The organism is Roseiconus nitratireducens, assembly GCF_008629675.1.
Taxonomy (GTDB): domain Bacteria; phylum Planctomycetota; class Planctomycetia; order Pirellulales; family Pirellulaceae; genus Stieleria; species Stieleria nitratireducens.
Map to the genome: position 1 here is coordinate 440,033 of NZ_VWOX01000006.1, position 21,444 is coordinate 461,476.

At 59.1% G+C, this 21,444-nt stretch carries 10 protein-coding genes; 6 read left to right on the forward strand and 4 right to left on the reverse strand.

Annotated elements, in window-relative coordinates; translation table 11 throughout:
- The first annotated feature begins 51 nt into the window (after window positions 1-51).
- From FYK55_RS13380 to FYK55_RS13395, 4 genes are all read left to right on the forward strand, one after another.
- Window positions 52-1,941 (forward strand): tetratricopeptide repeat protein, encoded by a 1,890-nt coding sequence (locus FYK55_RS13380; RefSeq protein WP_150076921.1) that lies wholly within the window; start codon window positions 52-54, stop codon window positions 1,939-1,941.
- 570 nt (window positions 1,942-2,511) lie between these two features.
- Window positions 2,512-3,336 carry a GTP cyclohydrolase FolE2 gene (gene folE2 / locus FYK55_RS13385; RefSeq protein WP_150076922.1) on the forward strand — a complete coding sequence of 275 codons (825 nt, stop codon included), beginning with the start codon at window positions 2,512-2,514 and terminating at the stop codon, window positions 3,334-3,336.
- Window positions 3,337-3,568: 232 nt separating this feature from the next.
- The gene (locus tag FYK55_RS13390; RefSeq protein WP_150076923.1) at window positions 3,569-5,050 is read left to right on the forward strand and encodes a sulfatase; all 1,482 of its coding nucleotides are present in this window, start codon (window positions 3,569-3,571) and stop codon (window positions 5,048-5,050) included.
- Window positions 5,051-5,468: 418 nt separating this feature from the next.
- The gene (locus tag FYK55_RS13395) at window positions 5,469-8,885 is read left to right on the forward strand and encodes an aminotransferase class I/II-fold pyridoxal phosphate-dependent enzyme (RefSeq protein WP_235908661.1); all 3,417 of its coding nucleotides are present in this window, start codon (window positions 5,469-5,471) and stop codon (window positions 8,883-8,885) included.
- 222 nt (window positions 8,886-9,107) lie between these two features.
- On the opposite strand, the gene rsmG is transcribed toward FYK55_RS13395, so the two are convergent.
- Window positions 9,108-9,839 (reverse strand): 16S rRNA (guanine(527)-N(7))-methyltransferase RsmG, encoded by a 732-nt coding sequence (gene rsmG / locus FYK55_RS13400; protein ID WP_150076925.1) that lies wholly within the window; start codon window positions 9,837-9,839, stop codon window positions 9,108-9,110.
- A 479-nt stretch (window positions 9,840-10,318) separates the two neighbouring features.
- Here rsmG and FYK55_RS13405 point away from each other — a divergent pair, with 479 nt between their 5' ends.
- A complete protein-coding gene (locus FYK55_RS13405) occupies window positions 10,319-11,329 on the forward strand; it encodes a helix-turn-helix transcriptional regulator (protein WP_150076926.1) in 1,011 nt (336 codons plus the stop codon).
- Between the two features lie 775 nt (window positions 11,330-12,104).
- Complete coding sequence (tmk, locus tag FYK55_RS13415) at window positions 12,105-12,752, forward strand: dTMP kinase (protein ID WP_150076928.1); 648 nt, start codon at window positions 12,105-12,107, stop codon at window positions 12,750-12,752.
- Window positions 12,753-12,754: 2 nt separating this feature from the next.
- On the opposite strand, the gene FYK55_RS13420 is transcribed toward tmk, so the two are convergent.
- The 3 genes from FYK55_RS13420 to FYK55_RS29095 form a co-directional block, all read right to left on the reverse strand.
- The gene (locus FYK55_RS13420) at window positions 12,755-14,290 is read right to left on the reverse strand and encodes a sulfatase family protein (protein ID WP_150076929.1); all 1,536 of its coding nucleotides are present in this window, start codon (window positions 14,288-14,290) and stop codon (window positions 12,755-12,757) included.
- 159 nt (window positions 14,291-14,449) lie between these two features.
- Entirely contained in the window at window positions 14,450-17,083 is a 2,634-nt protein-coding gene (locus FYK55_RS13425) for a response regulator (protein ID WP_150076930.1), read from the reverse strand.
- Window positions 17,080-21,444, reverse strand: a 4,365-nt coding sequence (locus tag FYK55_RS29095) for a beta strand repeat-containing protein (RefSeq protein WP_201743709.1), incomplete at its 5' end; no start/stop codon positions are given. The genes FYK55_RS13425 and FYK55_RS29095, both read right to left, overlap by 4 nt.

A 21,444-nucleotide genomic window follows, 5' to 3' on the forward strand; every position in this document is an offset into this window, starting at 1 on the left:
CCTGTTCCCCGACACGCAACCGCGCCCTCCGTCGTTGAAGTCCTTCCCACGATGAAATCCTCGCCCGCAACCTCGCCCGAATTGAAATCCCGATCCCTCGGGATCGGAAAGAAGCTGCTTTTTGCCGTTGTCGCGACGGCGGGATTTGTGGTTGCGATTGAGTTGCTACTCGCCGCAACCATGCCCTCACGGCAGGCTTCGCTGGAAGATCCATATGTGGGATTCGCCGGCAGTCTGCCGTTGTTGGAGGAACAACAAGATTCAACCGGACGCGGTTTGGTCCGATTCAATCGTGCAAAGTTGGTGTGGTTCAACAACCAATCGTTTCTGGCCGACAAGCCGCCGCGCACTTACCGCATTGTTTGCCTGGGTGGTTCAACAACCTTCGGTCGTCCGTTTGACGATTCCACGTCGTTTTGCGGTTGGCTTCGACACCTGCTTCCCATGGTCGACGACGAACGAAACTGGGAAGTCATCAACGCCGGGGGCATCAGCTACGCAAGCTATCGGGTCGCGAGGGTGATGCAGGAGTTCTCACCGTACGAGGTTGACCTGTTCATCTTGTACACCGGACAGAATGAGTTTCTGGAGCAGCGCACCTATGGCGATTTGATGGGTCCGCCAACACTCACCGCACGAATTTCGCGGTTCGCGTTGGCCACTCATTTAGGACGATTGGCTTCGGATCTGGTGGAACGATTCGAAACACCGCAGGACGATGCCGCGAGCAAGACCCTGTTGTCCGGCGAAGTCGATGAGATCTTGAACCATACGATTGGCCCGGTCGATTATGACCGTGACGACGCCTGGCACCGTGGCGTGGAAAGCCATTTTCGCCTGAACTTACACCGCATGTGCGACATCGCCTCCGCTGCCGGCGCGAGGCTGGTGCTGGTCAATCCCGCTTCCAACTTACGCGACTGTGCCCCTTTCAAATCGAGTTTCGACGCATCCCTCAGCGAAGCAGAAACCGCGGCACTGTCCGAGCAACTCCGGCAGGCGAAGACTGCTCTGCAAGTCGGCGACGCCGAAGGCGGCTTGCAAAGGCTGATTCCGATTGCTGCCACCGATCCCCGAAACGCCGAGGTGCAATTCCTGCTCGGCAATGGTCTGTTAGCAGAAGAACAACCGGAGACCGCGTTGGCGGCAATGCAGAATGCGATCGATGAAGACGTCTGTCCGTTGCGCGCCACACGCCCGATCAAGCGGATTCTTCGTGAAGTAGCGCGGCGTGACGATGTGATCCAAGTCGACTTTGAAAAGAAACTATCCGATCACGTCGAGGCGGAGATCGGTCACCGCTGTCTTGGCAACGAGAGTTTTTTGGACCACGTCCATCCCTCGATCGAGGCCCACGGCCTGCTCGCCAGGGCGATCATCGCCGCGCTGGTGCGGGAGCACGTTGTCCAGCGGACTCCCACGACCGAAGAGGTTGGCCGGGCGGGACGCACCATCGAAGGCGGGATCGATCGCAGGGCACAAACGATCGCGTTCCGCAACCTTGCCAAAGTCATGCATTGGGCCGGCAAATTTGACGAAGCAAGCCGCAGCGCCCGCGACGCGTTGCGACTCTCGCCCACCGACCTGGAAAGCCGATTTGTGTTGGCCGACAGCTTGGCGAATTCGGGTCAGGAGGATGCCGCACTGGACCAATATCGGACGCTGTTTCAGACCGGAACCTTCGACCGAGCGTTGCTCCCCTATGGAGAACTGCTGGCCGAACGGGGGGAAAACTCTGCTGCCAAGGCCTACCTGATGGAAGCGATTTTCGCCACGCAAGGTCAGACTCAAGCCCACGCCTTTCGATCCCTCGGCCGACTGCACGAGCGGCTCGGCGAGGACGCCCTGGCCCAGGAATGCTTCGATGCCGCCGCCACGATTCAATCCTCTCCACCGAGCAGCGCCGCAAACAGGACTGCACCTCCGTTGGTCACTCCCTGACGCGTTGCAAAAATGTCAATTCCAGATCACTGCGGAAGCTGGACGTTTTTTTCGCGTAAAAAGAGCAGATGCCCAGCCAATCCGTTCTCCAAGCATTGTCGAGGGGTTGTCATCACGTCACACTAGAACGGCCGGGACGACTGCACTCGCAAACGGCCTAGGAGCCTCTCGATGACGAAATCGGGGCGGTTCCAGGCAACGAACTCCCGCCAGCAAGGAAAGGCTCGCCCGCGGTAGCCGCCTCTTCTTGCTCGATTGTTTCGAACCACCGCACCCCCGTTGGGAAGACGCACCAGACGGCCTGCCGGCGGGCGACGGAATGTGATTCCGCCGCCGGAAACCGGAACGCGGACCGATGTGCCCGCAATCTGCTGTCCGCGGCTGTAAGGTCGTCGGCTGCTTTCGCTCCCAACTCGATCGCTCCCTCGGGATTCGCTCCGCGCGCCCTAGGGATCGGGCTGCCCGTCCCGCCGGTCCAACGTGTTATGCCTTGAAGGGCGAACGCGGTCACCGGTAGACCGGGATGCCGTTCCAAACCTTTCTATTCGCCCCAGATTTGAATTCCTCCCCATGTCCGACGTCGCCACGCCATCGCCCGTCCTGCCTGACATTCAATCAACCGGGGATCGCCGCCGCGTCGCGATCAATAAAGTCGGTGTCACGAACGTGCGCTATCCGATTTCGCTGAGAACGCCGGGGAAGGGCAAAGGCAACGAGTTTCTCCACACGGTCGCGACGATCAACATGATGGTTTCGCTACCGCATCACGAAAAGGGCACCCACATGTCCCGGTTCCTGGAAGTACTTAACGAGTACCACCAGGAGCTGTGCAGCGACACGCTGCCGATGGTGGCCCATCGGATGAAAGAAAAGCTGAAGGCCAGGGATGCCTACCTGGAAGTCACCTTTCCGTACTTCATCGACAAGGCGGCACCGGTCACCGGCCAGTCGGGCAAATTGGACTTCGACGTGACCTTTGAATTGGCCAGCAACGGGACCGACGATTTCGTCATGACATTGAAGGTTCCCGCGACCAGTTTGTGTCCCTGCTCCAAAGAAATCTCGCAGTACGGCGCTCACAATCAGCGTTGCGACATGACCGTGAAGGTTCGAATGGCTGAAGGCGTGCACCTTTGGATCGAAGAACTGTTCGCGATCGTCGAACAGTGCGCTTCGACGCAGGTGTTCAGCGTGCTCAAGCGGCCCGACGAGAAATGGGTGACGGAAAAAGCCTACGAGAACCCGAAGTTTGTCGAAGACATCGTCCGAGACTTGGCCGTGGCGTTGAACAACGACGACCGAATCGTCTGGTACCAGTGCAGCAGTGAGAACTACGAGTCGATTCACAACCATAACGCCTACGCGTTCATCGAATGCGACAAACGCGAAGGTTGATCCAGTTGGCGGTGCGGCAACCCGACTGAATCGCAAAGCGAAGACAGCTCCCTGCTGTCGGCGCAAGCCGACGGAAATCGTCTCCGAATCTCACTCGCCGCGAAGCGGCGACAGCAACGCCGCCTGAGCGAAACGATTGGCAAGAGCGCTGTGTCAAGCGGGTATCGACCGTGGAGGTTATGCTGGTCGGCTCCGGTCTTCCCCACCCGCTGACGATTCTCGGATTCCCCCCATGCGTTTCACGCCCTTTCGGACGCTACGCCGCGTGCTTTTTCTTGCGGTTGTCTTGGCTTGCGTCGGCACCCCGGCCCAGGTGTCTTCTGCCGAACGCCCGAACGTTTTGTTTTTGATTTGCGATGACCTCAACTGTGACATCGGTTGTTACGGGCATCCCCAGGTCCAGACGCCGCACATCGACGCGTTGGCCAACCGCGGTGTGCGATTTGCCAACGCCTACTGCCAATACCCGCTGTGCGGACCGAGCCGGGCGTCGATGATGACTGGCTGGTACCCGGATCAGACTCTGATCCACCGCAACGCGATTCATTTGCGCGAGCGGGCGCCCCAGGCCCTGACCGTCGCACAGCATTTTCGCGACGCGGGATACTTGGCCACCCGGATCGGCAAAATTTTTCACTACAACGTTCCGCTGCACATCGGCACGGGCGGCCATGACGATCCCTACTCTTGGGACCAGACCATCAACCCGCGGGGGCGGGACGTCATCGACCAGGATCAGGTGTTTTCGCTTCGCCCCGGTCAGTACGGCGGAACGCTCAGCTGGTTTGCCGCCGAAGGCGACGATCAGGAACAGACCGATGGCATCGCGGCGGATCACGCCATCGAACGTTTGGAACATCATGCCGGAACAGGCGAACCGTTTTTTTTGGCGGTCGGCCTGTATCGGCCGCACACCCCGTATGTCGCCCCGACAAAATATTTCGACCTCTACCCGATCGACGAGATCAACGTTCCGACCGTCCCGGACGGTTACTTGGAAACACTTCCCAAACCCGCGGCGCAGTCGATCACTCGCAAGAAGGAACAAGTGAATTTGGATCCCGCCCTGGCGAAACAGGCGATCCAGGCATACCGCGCTTCGATCACGTTCGCCGACGCGCAGCTTGGCCGGATACTCGACGCACTGCAGCGATTGAATCTGTCAGACAACACCATCGTGTTGTTTACGTCGGACCACGGCTACCACATGGGCGAACACGGGCACTATCAAAAAACCACCTTGTTTGAGAATGCCACCCACGTGCCATTGATCCTGGCCGGACCTGGCTTGCACCGGGGCGGTGTTGCAGCGACGATGGCCGAGATGACCGACTTTTATCCCACCCTGGCAGAGCTGGCTGGGCTTCCGATCCCGCCGATGCTGTCCGGAACCAGTTTGGTGCCGGCATTGCAGGATCCGACGCAGGTGGTCCGAGAGTCCGCTCTGACGCAATTCGACGGGGGCTACAGTCTGCGAACGGCACGGTACCGCTACACCGAATGGGGCCCGGACGGGGCGGCGGGCGCCGAATTGTACGACCGGCGGGCTGACCCGGAGGAACTGCACAACCGGGCCGACGACGAAGACCTGCGGCAGGTGAGGACGCAACTTTCCGGGCAACTTCGCGAGCGGATCGACCAAGCGAATCGGGTGCCCGAAGGGTTCAAACGGACCGAAACGACGGTTCCGCGAATGGTCAAATCAAAACGCTAGGAGGTTAAACTGGGCAATTCGCGTCTGGCACCACCCATTCGCTAAACCCGACCCAAACGCGAATATGGTCATTTGTACAGACATTTGTGAGTGCCGCTTCGGTGGGAGGGCCGGACCGCAAGGTTGACAGTGACGCTCGGTCGCGGGTCTAAATGCGTCAGGGGCGTCGTAAAGAGACGCCATTTCCGACTATCCTGAAGGGTCGCGTTACGATCGCGCAAATTGTCATCTCCGGCGGGGCCGAAGGCCCGCTGGGCGGATTGGTGTCGATGCGATTGATTCACGCGGTTCGCGACATCCGAAATTGGCCGAGGGTCGACCGGTCTTTCTCTGTCGATTCGTTCCAGGGATGGGGGCTTGTATCGCAAGGACTCGCGGCATTCGACTCCAGGTTCCACCGCGCTCGTTGGTTTACTTCGTGGACTTCCAGCAATTCTTCGGCGACGTCGCCCCCCCGACAGACCACTACGTCTCGATCCTTGAGCACTGGGCAAACCACCGTGCCGACAGCGTCGCGTTTCGGTTCACCGATGTCGAAACGCTCGACCAGGCGTTCACGTTTTCGGAATTATGGGACCAAGTACGCGCGCTGGCCGGGTACATGCAAGGACGGTGCCGGATTCGTCCGGGCGATCGCGTGTTGTTGCTGTATCCGCCCGGGTTGGATTTCATCGTCGGATTCTTTGCTTGCCACGCGGCGGGCGCGATTGCGGTGCCAGCATTTCCGCCTCGTTCGAATCGCAAGGCGTCTCGGATCCGGTCCATTGTGGTGGACGCGGACGCTAAATGGGCCCTGACCACGACGGGGATCGCCGAAAGGTTGACCGGTCAAACCTGGCACGAGGATTTGGTCGGCGTTCAGGTTCTGGGGACCGACAGCCCGGCCTGCCGAGACCTTCCGCGCTACCGGCCCCAGGCCATCGATCCTTCCACGCTGGCGGTATTGCAGTACACGTCGGGATCGACGGGATCGCCCAAAGGCGTGATGTTGACTCAGAAGAACCTGGTCGCCAACGCCCAACTGATCTGGCATGCGTTTGAACCCAAGCGGGAAACGGTCGGGCTGTCGTGGTTACCGACCTACCATGACATGGGCCTGGTCGGCGGCATCTTGATGCCGCTGTTCCTGGGTTGCACCAATGTGCTGATGAGCCCGATGACTTTCCTCCAGCGCCCGGTGCGTTGGCTGCGTGCGATCACGAAGTATGGCGTCACCATCACGGGCGGGCCGAACTTCGCCTATCAATTGTGCGTGGACAAGATCGCTCCGCACGAAATGGAAGGATTGAATCTGAGCACGTTGGATATTGCCTTCAACGGCGCTGAACCGATCCGTCCCAATACGCTGGAAGCATTCCGCCAAAAGTTTGAACCGTACCAGTTCCGATCGTCCGCCAGTCTGCCCTGTTACGGGATGGCGGAAACCACCTTGATCGTCACCGGCGGCCCCAGCGAGCCTCGGCCGATCATGCAGTCATTTGACCGGACGGAACTGGACCAGAAACACGTTGTTCCGATCGCCGATGACAATCCTGCGGCACGCAGACTGGTGGGATGCGGTGCGGTGCTTCCGGGCGAGACCGTGCTGATCGTCGATCCGCAAACGTGTGAGCCGCTGGCCGAAGACCAAATTGGCGAAATCTGGGTCGACAGCCCCTCCGTCGGTGCGGGTTACTACAACCGCAAAGAAGCGACCGAACGAACCTTCAAGGCGATGACAACCGACCAGCGTGGTCCCTTCCTGCGGACCGGCGACCTGGGCTTTCTTTATCAAGGCCAGCTGTACGTCTCCGGCCGTTTGAAAGACATGATCATCGTCCGCGGCGTCAATCGTTATCCGCAGGACATCGAAGAAACGGTCGAACAGGCCAGCAGCGTGGTCCAGGCCGGCGCCGTCGGGGCGTTTGCGATGGAACACGACGGGCGGGAACAGTTGGCGATCGTGGCGGAAACGGTCCGCATCCGAGACGTGGATTGGGACTCGGAAATCCAAGCCATCCGCCGCGCGGTCACCCAGGAACACGACCTTCCGCCCGATGCCGTGTACCTGGTTCGTAACAGTAGCGTCCCCAAAACCAGCAGCGGCAAGATCCAGCGTCACGCCTGTCTGCATGCGGTCAAAGACGAAGAATTGAAACTGATCGCGAAATGGGTCCGTTGGGAGGAAGCGACCGGCAGCCCGTTCCTGAGCGATTCTGCGCCGATGATGAAGGCGGCCGCCAGCCGCAACGGCGAAGCCGTCGATGAAGCCGACATCAATCCGCTGGTCGTGGCGGCGATTCAATACCACGTCCGCAGCGTCGCCGGCGAACGGGCAACTCGGCTGACCCTGGAGACCAACATCGTTTTGGATCTGGGGCTGGACAGCCTGGAGCGTTTGGAGATTGCTCGCAACCTGGAACGCACGTTCGGCGGCCGGTTTCCCGAGCAGGTCCTGGACGAAATTGAAACCATTGGACAGACGGCCCTGGCAATTCAGCGATACCTTCCGCCGGGGGCCGACGCCCGCGCCGAGGCAATGCTTTCGGGCAACACCTCGATGCAACGGGCCACCGCCGACCGACCAGCCATCGACACACCCGCCCCCGAATCGCCGAAAGTCGAACCCGAAGACGACGTGGAGCAATTCGCGGAGTACCGACGGCTGAAAACCACGATGGAACAGATGCGGATGACTGGCGTTCCGAATCCGTACTTCAGCGTTCACGAGAGCATCGTGGCGGACACCACGATCATCAACGGGCAGGAACTGATCAGCTTTGCCAGCTACAACTACCTGGGCCTCAGCGGGCACCCCTCAGTCTCCAAAGCCGCTGCCGACGCGGTGCAAAAGTACGGCACCAGCGTCTCAGCCAGCCGGCTGGTGTCCGGGGAAAAGCCCATTCACGGCGAACTGGAACGAAAGATCGCCGACTGGATCGGTGTCGACGATGCCATCTTGATGGTCGGCGGACATGCCACCAACGAAACCACGATCGGCCATCTGGTCGGCGAAGGGGATTTGATCCTTCACGACGCACTTGCGCACAACAGCATCGTGCAGGGGGCTCTGCTCTCGGGAGCCCGCCGGCGGCCCTTTCCACACAACGACTATCAGGCGCTGGACCGAATCCTGACGGAGGTGCGTTCGCGGTATCGACGGGTGTTGATTATCATCGAAGGCGTCTACAGCATGGACGGCGACTTCAGCAACGTCCCCGCCTTCATCGAGGTCAAGCAGCGCCATCGAGCCTTGCTGATGGTTGATGAGGCGCACAGCTTTGGCACGATGGGAAAAACGGGACACGGCATGGCCGAGCACTTCGGTTTGGATGCCCGCGATGTCGATATCTGGATGGGCACGCTTTCCAAGTCGGCTGCGTCCTGCGGTGGCTACATTGCCGGCAGCAGTGCCTTGGTCGAATTGCTTCGGTACACCGCCCCCGGATTCGTTTTCAGCGTGGGAATGCCGCCTGCACAGGTCGCCGCGGCGATTGCAGCGTTGGACACGCTGGAGAAGGAACCCCAACGGGTCGAACGGTTGCGAGAACGCAGCAAACTGTTTCTGCGGCTTTGCCAGGAAGCGGGACTGGACACCGGTGCGAGTGAGGGGACTCCAGTGATCCCAGTCATCACCGGAAATTCCATGCTGGCGTTGCGATTGTCCAACCGATTGAAAGCCGACGGCATCAACGTTCAACCGATTCTGTATCCGGCCGTCGACGAGTCAGCGGCCCGATTGCGATTCTTCGTCACCAGCGAGCACTCCGAAGCTCAAATTCGCTATGCGGTCGAGCGGACCGCTCATCACCTTTCTGAACTCGGATACGAGATCAAGAGCACGGTCGCTTCCTGAGGATCCCGTCCCCTGTGCGGACTGGAACCCTGTGCGGACTGGAACCCTGTGCGGACTGGCTCCCTGTGCGAACTGCCCCCGTGTGCACTGAACCCGGATGCCGACCGAGTTTGCTCAGCCGGAAGACAGTGGGCCCGGCCGGCCGCGAACCGGGGCAGTGCTGCTCGCCGGCGAGTGGTCTTGCGACCCTGATCGCGGCAACGGCGGACTTCGAAGAGCCATCTAGTTGCCGACGGTCAGCACGCGGCCTTTGGGCCAGATTTGAATGATCACTCCCTGATCCGACGAAGAATCGGAGTCCGCGTCTGCGTCGGAGTCCGCCTCGTCGGCCGCGGGTCGATCGTCCGACGGGGGCTCGTCGCCCAACGGGTACGAAGCGACTTTCCGCATCTGCAACTCGTTCATCAGCCCCAGGTGTCGGGCTTCGTTCCGTTCCTCAACCCACCGCGGACCTTTGATCAACAGCATGCGATCGATGTTCGTCCAATGGGGCTCGATCCAGCGGCACAACTTGGCCACGCTGCCGACCGCACGACAGACCAGCGTGCTGAACCGAAAGTCGTCCAACAGGTCCTCGCCGCGGGAAGCGTAAACGGGAACCGGCAGTCCCAATTCGTCGATCATTTCGCTGAGGACCTTGGCCCGCTTGGCGACCGATTCGGCCAAAGAGACGTCCAGATCGTCTCGCAAGATTGCCAGGGGAATCCCGGGCACGCCGTTGCCGCTGCCCAAATCCAGCACTTCCTCCCCGGGGGACAAGAGGGGCGCCAATTGGAGGCAATCTCTCAGGTCCCTTCCGACGAACAGGTCCCAGGTGGTGTGCCGCGTCAAGTTCAGTTGCTCGTTCCATCGCCACATCGCCAACACGTAGGACTGCAGACGCTGGGCGACTTCCTCATCCAATTCGATCGAGCGGGATTGGAGCGCGGCGGCAAAATCTGGATCCAAGGACATGGCAGGACAGTTGTTTGGAGAGTGGGTCAACGATGACAACGCTATGATGATGCAGACGCTTCGATTTGGGAACATAGCGCTCGCGGTCCGCATCTGTGACTCTGGGACCGTCCCTTCCATCGATCCGTCCACCCGTCAATGGATCGCCAGCTCAGACTTGCCCGCTCCAGACTTGCCCGCTCAGGCCCGCCCGCTCAGGCCTGCCCGCTCAGGCCCGGTGCCACATTCACGCGGTGCCCGCTGGCCGTTACCGCACCTTGAAGGCCGTGATCTCGAAGCGCTGGCGAATACGGATCGCGGCCACTGCTCATTCCGGCCAAGGGCGTCTAGAATCAGGATCCGGGTAGAATCAGAGTCCGGGGTTCCGGCATTCGGCGTAGCACCGCCCGAACGGACGACTGGCCGTCCCACCGGTTGCATTCACATTCCGTTTCCGGATCCCGTTCGACACTTCATCCAGGCAAGGAAACGCTACTCCGATGGCACGAAATGAACAGCTGATTCGGCAGCACAAACTCTTACAGTTGCTGGAATTGTCTCGCTTCGGACGAACCCTGGAAGAGTTGCGGGCGGATCTGGTGGCCGATCTCGGGTTGAGCAAATTGCACGAGCGTACGGTACGCCGGGACATCGAAGCGTTGCAAGCAGCTGGTTTTGACATCCAATCCGAAACGGTCCAGCGAGGCCGCGTTTTCAAACTGGGCCAGAACACCACTGACGTGCACGAAATTGGCATCTCGGCAACCGAATTGATCGCACTATCAATCGGCCGGGAACTGCTGTACCCGCTGATGGGCACTCAATACTGGCGGGGCATCGAAACCTTTTGGAACAAAGTCCAAGAAGCTGTCCCCAACGGCGTTTTCGACCACTATGCCCGCTATCGTGCCGCACTGCACGTGTTCGGTTCACCGAACAAATCCTATGAGCGTCAGGAGGGCATGCTGAAGACGATCAACCGTGCCATTTTGGAACATCGGGTCGTCGAGATCGAATATCAATCGATCGGAAAACCGGTGTCCACTCGCAAAATCGAACCCTACGGTTTGGCGGTCTACCAAAGCAGCATTTACGTCGTCGCAGCGGCACCGGAGATTGCCGACAGCAAGGAGCGTTTGCGGAACTGGAAGCTTGATCGCTTTCATCACGCCAAGTTGCTCGATGAATATTTCAAACCCGATCCAAAGATCGACCTTTCCAAACATCTTGGACGAAGCATCGGGATCTTTTCCGGTGACTCGCCGGCCACGGTCAAAATCAAACTCGGCCGCCGCAGCGCATCCTACCTCAGCGAGGATCCCTGGCACCCCGAACAGACACTCGACCGTGTCGACGACGAGGCCACGATTCTGACGGTCCCCGCGTCGCATCCACGCGAGTTGCTGCCGAAGGTGCTCGCGTTGGGAGCCGACGCAGAAGTTCTTGAGCCGGAAGAATTCCGAAAAACGGTCGCCGACACCGTCCAGGCCATGGCCGACGCCTACCAGTGATGGCTGGACGATCAGTCTGGGCCACGCCCGCCAGTCTGGGCCACGCACGCATCCTCCTGGCTTCAAATTCCTGGCTTCAAATTCCTGGCTTCAAATTCCTGGTTTCAATTCCTGGTTTCAATTCCTGGCCGCAAAACGAAAACACCCGAGCCATCCAAAGGCTCGGGTGATCATGTTTGACAATCGTGTCACGGGCCGCCAACGCCAGGACAGGTCGGCGTCGGTGGACTCCCGGCTCAACTCAGGTTGGCAGTCGATCTCCCCACGGACAATGCCGCCTGGCTGCGGACCAACGCGGATTCAACCCGAGCCATCAGTCGATCGCTTTCATCCACCTGACCGACGGATTCGTCGTTCGCCATCGCAACAAACTCGGCGTTGCAGTGACGGCACGCGACCGTGCGACCCAACAGGGAACTACGGATCTGGATTCGCCGACCACACGTCGGGCAAGAACGCGAGAATCGTATGAGCGTTGTGGAATTCATGTGCCACTCCAGAAGAGAAGGTTCCGAATCGGACGGGCAACAAGGGAAGAAAATACCCCTTCGCCGGCCGCTAATCAAGCGAAAAATGCCGAAAAGCGATCTTCGCCAGCGTCGTCTCAAGCGATTTCCGCCGAAAGCCCCGTGTTTCGACGGCTGATAGTTTGATAGACACTTGCCGAGCCTTGCCCGTTCGCGCCCTCAACTGTGGCCAGTCCGAGACTGATTTGCAAGCCGCTTTCCCCGAAATCCGAACCACCAGCAAAACCCTCGGCCAGGGGGGAGTCACCATGTCGCCCTCCTCCGACGCTGTTTTCATCTCGGTCGATGGCATCGATGGGGTCGGCAAATCGACTCAGATCGCCGCGCTGACCGACTGGCTGACGGCCGCCGGCTACGCCCCGGTGCTAACGCGAGACCCCGGAAGCAGTCAAATCGGGCTCAAGCTGCGATCGCTGCTTTTGGACGGCCGACTACAAATGCATCGCCGTACCGAGGCAATGCTGTTCATGGCCAGCCGATGTGAAATGGTCGAAACGACGATTCGCCCCGCATTGGCCGAGGGACACTGCGTCATCTCCGATCGTTTCCTTCTGGCCAACGTCGTCTATCAGAGCATCGCGTCGGACGGCTCAGGCGTTCCCCCGGACCTACTATGGCAACTGGGCGACTTGGCCAACGGCGGCCTGCGACCGGACCTGACGCTGCTGCTGGACATGCCGGCAGCCGAATCCCTGCGACGGATCGACCGCCCCGCCGACCGAATGGAATCCCGGGGGATCGAGTACATGGAGGCGGTGCGTCAGGCATTCCTTCAGCAGCTGCCTCGGGCCAGCGATGCGACCGCCGTGATCGCGGCCGAGCAGCCGGTGGAGCGGGTCACCCAGGCCGTGCGTGAAGCGGTCCAGAGTTTCCTGCAGCAGAAACGTCCCCGGTAGCGCTATTCATATTGCCACTTCAGGATCCACGGGTCGTCGTACTTTTTCTGCATCGCCTTCAGTTTTTCTTTGTACTCTTCCAGTACATCAGCATGACCGCTGCTGTCCGCCAGATTCGTTGATTCATTGGGGTCCGTCTGCATGTCATACAGCTCGAACTCCGGGCGTTGGACGTATCTTCCAACGGTCATTTGACCGTAGGGCGCATCGTCCCCTTTGGCCAGCTGCGCCTGCCAACTGCTGGCAGCCCAAAGATCCGACGCGAACGGAAACGGAAGCGGATAGGCGATGTTCCAAATCAATTTGTAATGCTTGTCGCGCACAACACGCATCGGGTAATACATCTGGATTTCATGAAACGTGTGCGAGGCCATGATCGCCTCATGATGCGACTGACTCGGATCGGCTAGCAGGTGCATCCAAGTCTGACCGTGATAGGAAGCGAATGGCTTGTTCCCATCGCGATTCTCGTTAACAGCCTCATCACGCTCGCGCCAAAAATTGTCCGGATCCAGCATGTTCTTCGGTCGGTTCTTTTCTCGATCCAATCCGCCGGCAAAGTCCAGCAGACTGGGCGTGATATCGATGTGGCTGACCAATGCCTCGGTCTCTTTGCCTCGCTGATCCGAATAAGGGTCGCGAACCACGAAGGGAACTTTCAGGCCGCCCTCATACACGGTCGTCTTTCCACCGGCAAACGCCATCCCGTGGTCGCTGGTGAACACGATCATCGTTTTGTCGTACAGATCCGCTTCCTTCAGGATTTCGACCAGCCGTGCCACGCCGGCATCGACTCGGGAGCAAGACTGGTAGTAGTTGGCCAGCTCCTCTCGCGTTTCAATCGTGTCGGGGAGAAACGGCGGCACAACCACTTCCGCCGGATCGTAGAAGACTTCGTCGACCCCGGGATAGGCACCGCGGTTCGGCTTGTTGCCAAACAAATCGGGCTTCAACGCCTGCTCGCTGGACTGATCCTTGCCGCCGCCACGGTGGGGATCCGAGGTGGCGAAGTACAAGAAGAAAGGACGGTCATCGCTCGCGTCCGTCAAGAATTCTCGCGATTTCTCCGCCATCTCAACGGCGTTGCGAGAATTCCCACGCAGGTAGGTTTCGTAGTGATAAACGGTTTCCGGCGCAACGTGGTACTTTCCGATCTGCCCAGTGCGGTACCCCGCTCGCTGCATCACACGCGGCAACGATAGAGAAACCACGTCGTGAAAGGATGCGAATTTGTGATAGTGGTGCTGGTGTCCGAATTGACCATTGCGATGGTTGTGCAACCCGCTCATCACCACGCTACGACTGGCGCTGCACGATGCAGTCGTCGCAAAGGCGTTGCGAAACACCAGCCCGTCCGCAGCAATCGCGTCAATCGCCGGGGTCTTGGCGACGGGGTCGCCATAACATCCCAACGTCGGACTTTGGTCATCCGTGATGATAAAAATGACATTTCGCTCCGCGCCACGACTGTTGTTGCCGGTGAAACCAAGCACGCACAACAAGCTGACGCAGAGGGGAATCCAGAAACGCTGTGGCATTGAAAGACACTGGGGGGAGAGTGGGAAGGAAGTCCGACGACGGAATCTCCACTCGGGGAGAATTGCCGGGAGTTCATTCTAGATCAGACCGCAGTGTCCTGCTGGGAAACCGCAAGAGGATGCCAGCTTGTCGCAGCCTCGTATCGGCAGCGTCCCATGTCAGCTGGAAAGTTTTCGCGACTCGATGCCCTGGATATCCCCCCTCTTCGTCTCCTCCGTCGCCGGCGCACGGGCATCTCCTTCCTGTGCTAGGCCTCCAAGGATTCCCGCTGGCAAATCGATGCGTGACGCCAAACTGCGAAGTTCTTCCATGAGATCGTGGTACTGGTCACGATCCCTCTGCTTGGCGACCGCCTCCAGCCGCGAGGAAGGCTCAATGAACTGCGGGAACCCTGCACTCCCGCTGACTCCCTTCAACCAGTGTGCATCCTCGGCCAGACGTTGGTCGTCACCCGTCTTCGCGGCCCGCACCATGGCCGGCAACCGTTCTTGCAGTCTCGCGACAAAATCGGTGGCGATCTCCAAGAACTCCTCGTCGTCCAGCGGATAACTGCACAGGATCGGCTCTCGAGAACCCGATGTTGCGGCGGGCAATTCGACCGCCGTGCTGGTCGACTCCGCGACGAACTCCTGCGTGGGCTCCACGCGATCGCCTCGGGAGTCCGACTGGGCGTGGAAATGGTCGGACAGTTCGGCGATCAGGACGTCAATTTTGATCGGTTTGGCGACGAACCCGGTGCAGCCGGCGGCGAAGCATTTCTCACGATCCCCCTGCATGGCGTTGGCGGTCAGCGCGATGATCGGCCCAGCATACCCCCGCGCCCGAAGTTCGCGTGTCGCGGTGTAACCGTCCATGACGGGCATCTGCATGTCCATCAGAATCAGGTCAAACTCCTGCTTGGCAGCGTGATCGACCGCCTGACGGCCGTCGCATACCGTCACGACCTCCGCGCCGGCCTTGCCCAACACCAACCGGATCAGCTTGCGGTTGGGCGACCCGTCATCGGCGACCAAAACGCGGCAGCCGGGCAGGCGTTCCATTCTGGTTGCCGGAGCACCGATCGACTGCCGGGTCTGCTGCAACTGCGCCGCATCGACCAGCACCAGTTCGTCGATCGAATCGACGGCGACACGCAACGTGAACGTCGTTCCATGTCCTTCTTCACTCTGGACCGAGATGCCGCCCCCCATCGCAGTGGCCAGCTGGTGACTGATGGCCAATCCCAACCCGGTTCCACCAAATCGACGCGTGATCGACGTGTCTGCCTGGGCAAAGGGGTCAAACACTTTGTGTAACGCTTCACGACTGATCCCGATTCCCGTGTCGATGACGTCGATGGCGAGAAACGTGCCGGAATGCTTCTCGTCGTCCTTCGTGGCGTCGGTATCGCGACTTTCCAACCTTGCCAGGACTTCAACGCCGCCGCGTTCGGTGAACTTGATGGCGTTTCCAACCAGATTGACGATCGTCTGCCGCAAGCGAACGGCGTCACCCAGAATCGTTTCCGGAAATGCACCCTCGCAGCGGAACTCGAGATTGATTCCCTTCTCGTCGGCTTTTGGCCGCAGCAAGGAAACCACCTCTTTGATCAGCGCATACGGCGAGCAACGTTCCATCTGAAGCTCCATTTGCCCGGCTTCCACCTTGGAGAGGTCCAAAATGTCATTGATCAATGCCAGCAAGTGTTCTCCGCTTTGATGGATTGTGTCTAGATACTCCTGCCGGTCGTTTTCATTCGAATCAAACCCGCGTCGCAGGACATCGGTGTATCCCAAAATGGCATTCATCGGCGTGCGAATTTCGTGGCTCATGCGCGCCAGGAAATCGCTCTTGGCTTGGTTGGCCTCATCGGCCATCCGCTTGGCGATGGTCAAATCGCGTTTGGTTTCTTCCAGCTGCGTGACGTCATCAAAACTGACAAGGACACCTTTGCATTGACCTTCATGTCCCAGCACGGGTGAAGCGTTGGCCATCAAGGTTCGTCGCGTGTCATCGGCCGCGGTCAATTCGATCATCTTTCCCGCGACAACACTCTCGCCGTTCATTGCCTCCGTCCAGGGACTTGTCTCACTATTCTCGTCGAAGTCCCAATTGAGTGAATCCGCTTGAATCCCCAGCAAAGACTCCGCATCCCGTCGCAACCATTCGGCAAACGACTGATTCGCCAACACGATGCGTTCATGGCGGTCCAAAACGAGCAACCCTTCGGCCAGCGAATCCAACGCGGTGCGAACTCGTTTTGGAACGGTTTTCGCAGGATCCAATTGCGCCAGCATCTTTTTCAAGTACAGCTGGAACAGCAAAAAACTTGACAGACACACAAACAGGCTGAGCTGGATCCAGGGGCGGTGGAGGAATCCCATCACTCCACTGACGTGCATCGGGCGGAAAGAAAGTTCGACGGCTCCCCAACGTTCGCCCCCATTGCGGATCGGGACCAACACGTGCGTCTCATTGGAAAAACCACTGTCGCGCGTCGACCAATTTGCTTCATGCCCTCCGAACGCCGCGATCAACGTGGAATCCTTTCTGCGAACTCCAGCCGACATCAGATCCGGATTGCGTTCAACTAACGCGCGCAACGTTTCGTTCAGCCGACGTCGTTCACCATGCGAAATGTAGTCGGAACTGGCCAGGGCAATTGCCTCACACAGACGTCCTCGTCCCTCGCGAACGGCTGTCTCCTGCTCGGGCACCAAGCCCAACATCATGGCGGTGCTCAACACCGACAAGAGAATACAGCCGAGCCCGATTGACACTCGTGTTTTGGCGTTCAGTTTTGGTGATTTCATGATGGCTCCGACCGGGCAGGCGTGGAATCGTCTGCGGCATCGTCTTGTTCGTCTTTGTCGTTGTCTTCAACCAAGTTCTCAAGTGAATCGTCTTCACCGTTCTCATCCAACTCGTCGAGATAGCTGAGCACCAACAGCGGATCGACCATCCGCCAGGCCGGCATCTGCGCCAGAAGACTGGTCAGCAACAAACCGCTTCGAACGGTCCATAGCACGTATCCCAACGAAAGCGCGCCAGAGAGTCCTGCGACCGAGCCTGCGAATAGGAATGGCGACACCACGGCTTGGCCCATCTGCTCACGCAACTGGGTGAACTCCTCCCACAGGACATTGCTATCGACCGGTTGATAGATGTTTCGGTCGACTGGCGATTCCAGCAATTGTGAATTCAGGCGACTCGTGAACGCGGATCCGATTCCAGGCGACGCCAAGTCGAATTGGACTCCCGCGTCATAGCTGTAGGATCCAGATCCCAACTGCTCGATTTCAACTCCGTCGAACGGATCGGTATCCGATGCGAGGAGTCGAGCCAATCGGACGGAGTCGTTGCCCGCTGATGTAAACGCGTTCTGCGGTTGGGGACTCACCGGATCCGAATCTGTGACGGGGGGATTCTCCGTCGCCGGTTCTTCTGAAGGCGGATTCGGGTCGGGGTCCTGGTCATCAAACGTCGGGCTGTCAATGTCGGTAATTCTGGGACCTGGTGCGACGTCAATCTGGACGGTCGCGTGTGTACCGCTTCCAGATCCGTCATCGACGGCGTAAGAAAAGGTGACCAGCCCGCTGAACGTCTCGGAAGCTTCAAAAACCAGAGATCCGTCTGCAGCAACGGACAACGTTCCCGCACTGGGATCGCTGACCGCGGTGATCGAAAGCACATCGCCATCGACGTCAATGTCATTCTGGACCAGATCCGAAACGGTGATCTGCAACGGATCCGAGCCGACAGTCGAGAAGAAGTCGGCGACAGCGACCGGCGGGTCATTGACGCCCTCAATTTCGATCGAAACGGACTCGTTCGTGGTGGCGACCAAATCCGTGGCCGAAATCAATAGTGTATCGGCCCCATAGAAGTTGCTTGGCCCCAAGTAGGTCAGCCCATCGGATGCGTTAAGTGTTTCGTTCAATTGAAGTGGAGTGGCCACCACAATCACGACGGATGTTCCATTGCCCAAGACGTTCAACGCGCCGATGCCACCGGCCACGGAAGTATCCACGGTCAACGTTCCAACGCCCACGGCGAACCGTACCGCCAACGTCCCTAGCCCCACGTCAGGATCCTGGATCCGGATTCCGTCAATGGATGTCGCCGTGTCCTCCAGTCCGCGAATCGATCCGGATGTACGAATGATCGGAGCGTTGTTCGTTGCAGACAGTGTGACTCGAGCGACCGCGACTTGACTATCCTTGATGCCGTCGTTGGCCACGAACTCGATCCGGCGTGTCGAAGTGTTGGGGTTTGCGTCCAGGTTGTCATACCGAACCGTTCGGAGGACTTGTTGATAGTTGGCGACGCTATCAACGCCGCTCAGCGTCAACGTGCCCCCGGAATAGCTGGCGGAGATCGCGGTTCCAGCCGTGTCCGCCGAAAGCGACTCCGACGCCCCGTCTCGCAAATTGGTCACGGTCACCGTCAGGGACATCAACTGCGTGTCATCGGAATCCGACAGCACCGCATCGGTTCCGTCTACGATCAACACCGCGCCACCGCCCTCGACAAAGCTGGCGGAATAATCAGCACCGGTCGCACCGCCGGAGTCATCCGCATCCAGATCGATGGTCGGCGGATCGTTGCTGGACGTGATGGCAACCGTGGACGTCGCGGTACTGCTGTCGATGAAACCATCATTCGCCACGAACTCGATGGTTCGCGACGTGGAATCAGGATTTGGGGAGGCATTGTCGTAGCGAACGGTGCGCAGCACTTGCCGGTAATTGGCCACGGTGTCCGAGCCGGAGAGCGTCAGCACGGCACCGGAGTAACTGGCCGTGATCGCAGTTCCGGTGGTATCCGCCGTCAGAGTTTCCGCCGCGCCGTCCAGCAAGTTCGTGATTGTGACGGTCAAGGAGCCAAGGTTCGCACTGTCAACATCTGCGAGTGCCGCGTCGCTATCGGCGATCAGAACGGAACCACCGCCCTCGACAAAGTTCGCCGTGAAATCGAAACCGGAAGCGCCGCTGGAATCATCCGCATCCAGGTCCAGCGTGGGAGCATCATTGCTTGTCGTGATTGAGATCGTGGCCGTCGCCGTATTGCTGTCAGCAACGCCGTCGTTGGCCAAAAACTCGATGAGACGATCGGACAAATCGGGATTAGAAGAAGCGTTGTCGTAGCGAACGGTGCCCAGGACTTGCTCGTAATTGGAAACGGTATCCGAACCGGAGAGTGTCAATACGCCGCTGGAGTAGCTGGCCGTGATCCCAGTTCCGGTGGTATCCGCCGTCAGAACTTCCGCCGCGCCGTCTAGCGGGTTGGAGATCGTGACCGCCAAGGAGGTAAGGTTCGCGCTGTCAACATCAACGAGGACTGCGTCGCCATCCGCAATCAGAATGGCGCCACCGCCCTCGAGAAAGTTCGCCGTAAAGTCGAAACCGGAAGCGCCGCTGGAATCATCGGAATCAAGATCCAGCGTCGGAGCATCGTTGCTCGCGGAGATCGAGACGGTCGCAATAGCGGTGCTGCTGTCGAGCAAACCATCGTTAGCGACAAACTCCACAAGCCGGTCGGTGGAATCAGGGTTCGCAGAAGCATTGTCGTAGCGGACGGTTCTCAGGACTTGCTGGTAGTTGGCAATCGTATCCGAACCCGAAAGTGTCAACACGCCGCTGGAAAAACTGGCCGTGATCGAGGTCCCCGTCGTATCTACCGTCAGAGATTCCGCCGCCCCATCGAGCAGGTTAGTAATTGTGACCGTCAAGGACGCGAGGTTCGCACTGTCAACATCTGCGAGTACTGCGTCGCCATCTGCAATCAGAACAGCGCCACCGCCCTCGACAAAGTTGGCCGTGAAGTCGGAGCCTGCCGCTCCACTGGAATCATCCGCATCCAGGTCTAAATTGGGAGCATCGTTGCTTGTCGTGATTGAAACGGTTGCGATAGCGGTGTTGCTGTCAAGCAAACCATCGTTAGCGACAAACTCCACAAGCCGGGCGGTGGCATCTGGATTAGCCGAGGCATTGTCGTAGCGAACGGTTCGCAGAACTAGCTGGTAGTTGGCAACGGTATCCGAACCGGAGAGCGTCAACACGCCGCTGGAATAGCTGGCCGTGATCGCAGTTCCGGTGGTAGCCGCCGTCAGAGATTCCGCCGCGCCGTCCAGCAAGTTCGTGATCGTGACGGTCAAGGAGGCAAGGTTCGCACTGTCGACATCTGCGAGTGCCGCGTCGCTATCGGCGATCAGAACGGAACCACCGCCCTCGACAAAGTTCGCCGTGAAATCGAAACCGGAAGCGCCGCTGGAATCATCGGAATCAAGGTCCAGCGTCGGAGCATCATTGTTCGCGGAGATCGAGACGGTCGCGATAGCGGTGCTGCTGTCGAGCAAACCATCGTTAGCGACAAACTCCACAAGCCGGTCGGTGGAATCAGGGCTCGCAGAAGCATTGTCGTAGCGGACGGTCCTCAGAACTTGCTGGTAATTGGCAATCGTATCCGAGCCGGAGAGTGTCAGCACGCCACCGGAGTAACTGGCCGTGATCGCAGTTCCGGTCGTATCTGCCGTCAGAACTTCCGCGGTCCCATCCAGCAGATTGGTGATTGTGACCGTCAAGGAGGCAAGGTTCGCACTGTCAACATCTGCGAGTGCCGCATCGCCGTCCGCAATCAGAACGGCGCCACCTCCCTCGACAAAGTTCGCCGTGAAGTCGGAGCCTACCGCTCCACTGGAATTATCCGCATCTAGGTCCAGCGTGGGAGCATCATTGCTTGTCGTGATTGAGATCGTGGCCGTCGCCGTATTGCTGTCAGCAAACCCGTCATTGGCCACGAACTCAACGATCCGGTCGGTGGAATCAGGGTTCGCAGAAGCATTGTCGTAACGAACGGTGCGCAGGACTTGCTCGTAGTTGGCAATCGTATCCGAGCCGGAGAGTGTCAACACGCCGCCGGAGTAATTGGCTGTGATCAAGGTGCCCGTCGTATCTGCCGTCAGAGTTTCTGCAGAACCGTCGAGCAGGTTGGAAATGGTGACCGTCAACGAAGCGAGGTTTGCACTGTCAACATCAGCGAGGACTGCGTCGCCATCCGCAATCAGAACAGCGCCACCACCCTCGACAAAGTTCGCCGTGAAGTCTGATCCGACGGCACCGCTCGAATCATCCGCATCCAGGTCCAAGGCGGGAACATTGTTGATCGTCGAGAA

Excerpts from the sequence above, each read along its gene's own strand:
- FYK55_RS13380 (WP_150076921.1), top strand. The coding sequence starts at position 52 with ATGAAATCCTCGCCCGCAACCTCGCCCGAATTGAAATCCCGATCCCTC.
- FYK55_RS13405 (WP_150076926.1), top strand. The coding sequence starts at position 10,319 with ATGGCACGAAATGAACAGCTGATTCGGCAGCACAAACTCTTACAGTTG.
- FYK55_RS13390 (WP_150076923.1), top strand. The coding sequence starts at position 3,569 with ATGCGTTTCACGCCCTTTCGGACGCTACGCCGCGTGCTTTTTCTTGCG.
- rsmG (WP_150076925.1), bottom strand. The coding sequence starts at position 9,839 with ATGTCCTTGGATCCAGATTTTGCCGCCGCGCTCCAATCCCGCTCGATC.
- tmk (WP_150076928.1), top strand. The coding sequence starts at position 12,105 with ATGTCGCCCTCCTCCGACGCTGTTTTCATCTCGGTCGATGGCATCGAT.
- FYK55_RS13420 (WP_150076929.1), bottom strand. The coding sequence starts at position 14,290 with ATGCCACAGCGTTTCTGGATTCCCCTCTGCGTCAGCTTGTTGTGCGTG.
- folE2 (WP_150076922.1), top strand. The coding sequence starts at position 2,512 with ATGTCCGACGTCGCCACGCCATCGCCCGTCCTGCCTGACATTCAATCA.
- FYK55_RS13425 (WP_150076930.1), bottom strand. The coding sequence starts at position 17,083 with ATGAAATCACCAAAACTGAACGCCAAAACACGAGTGTCAATCGGGCTC.